Annotated in this window: 2 protein-coding genes and 1 pseudogene; all 3 read left to right on the top strand. The window is 50.1% G+C overall.

Translation table 11 applies throughout. The annotated features are described in order from the left end of the window. A pseudogene (locus A3735_RS29945) lies at positions 1–263 on the top strand (hypothetical protein); the annotation flags it as partial. Beyond that, positions 256–1,044: a precorrin-2 C(20)-methyltransferase gene (gene cobI, locus A3735_RS00255; RefSeq protein WP_068511653.1), complete on the top strand. Its 789-nt coding sequence runs from the start codon at positions 256–258 to the stop codon at positions 1,042–1,044. The pseudogene A3735_RS29945 and the gene cobI, both read left to right, overlap by 8 nt. Continuing rightward, the coding region (locus A3735_RS00250; RefSeq protein WP_068637331.1) for a cobalamin biosynthesis protein at positions 1,037–1,612 on the top strand (576 nt) is incomplete at its 3' end. The genes cobI and A3735_RS00250, both read left to right, overlap by 8 nt.

Below are 1,612 nucleotides of genomic sequence, written 5' to 3'. Positions count from 1 at the left end.
TAAATCTAGCCTGGGAGCAACTACCAGAGCGTGGGATGGTCGTCGCCAGTGCCGTGACCGAACAAACGCGCCAACAACTTTATCAGTTTTACCAATCTCGGTTCAGCGATGAAACAAGCCATGTCGAAACATTTGAGCTGGCCGTTAGTCGCGGCGAAACGCTGGCGGGTGAGTTGTATTACAAACCACAACTACCCGTCACACTTTATAAGTTTGTGAAAGTAGAAAAGACAGCAACGAATGAGGCCTTGGATCATGTCTAACCAGCAGCAGGTCAATCAGAATAAGCTCGGCGCCTTTTATGGTGTTGGCGTTGGGCCGGGTGATCCTGACTTACTAACGATGAAGGCATTCAAAGTAATCCAGAACGCGCCAGTGATCAGCTATCTCAGTGGTGAAACCGGTAGCTCACAAGCGAAAATGATTGCAAGAAACGCGCTGACAGAACGTGAAGAGAGAGCGGCGGATCAGGGTCTTAATGTTCTTGAGGATGTCGTGATCGAGATGCCGATGTCGAAGGATCGTACCTTAGCGAATCACGCTTACGACAGTGGCGCTGTTCGGATAAAAGCGGCGCTTGATGCGGGGCAGGATGTGGCGTTTTTGTGTGAAGGCGACCCCTTATTTTTCGGCTCGTTTGCCTACTTACTTGAGCGGCTTCAGGATGACTACCCCTGTCAGGTGATCCCAGGTATTTCGTCTGTGAATGCTGCTGCCAGCGCGATGATGCAACCGCTTACAATGTTAAAAGAATCGTTTGTTGTGGTCAGTGGCCGTCATCAGGATTCGCAAATAGAGCGAGCCCTTAGCGAGCACGATAGTGTGGTGATCATGAAAGCAGGGCAGGCCCGCCCAAGAATATTGGCATTGCTTGAGCGAACGGGAAGATTAGCCGACGCCACGTATCTTGAATATATCGGCCGAGATAATCAGAAGATTGTGAGCGATATAACTCAATTATCTCCAGAGCAAGGGCCGTATTTTTCTTTGTTTGTGGTTTTACCATCGGCAGATCGTAGCTCAGAGGAGAGAAGTCGTGATTAGAATTTTCGCGTTAACCGAAGCCGGGCGCTGTTTGGCAGAACGCTTAGCAAGCGCAATTAGAACCGATTCAACTGCGCTTACGAATGAAGTCGAGGTGTCGTTTAAACCGCAACCCTTTGCGCAAACGGTGCAAGACTCATTTCGCGCCGGCGAACGACAGATTTTAATCTGTGCCACAGGCATTGTCATGCGAACACTCGCGCCGGTAATGGTGAACAAACATGAAGACCCGCCCGTCCTCGTTCTGGATGAACGTGGCGAATTTGTTATTCCCTTGCTGTCCGGGCATGAAGGTGGCGCGAATGAGTTTGGGCGAATTATTTCGGAAGTACTCAGTGCAAGCTTGGTCTTAACGACGGCGGATCCGTATTTGAAACCAATCTACATCGTGGGCATGGGCTGCGAGCGGCATTGCCCTGAGTCAGAACTTCGTGCCTTGCTAGAACAATGCCTTGTGGAAAAGGGTTTAGAGCTTTCACAGATTAGCGGCATCGCAAGCATTGATATTAAGGCGGACGAACAAGGGTTAATCGATTTGGCGGCATCCCTGGCTTTACCGTATCTCACA

It is taken from the genome of Oleiphilus sp. HI0061 (assembly GCF_001635675.1).
This window is presented reverse-complemented; position numbering and strand designations above follow the sequence as displayed.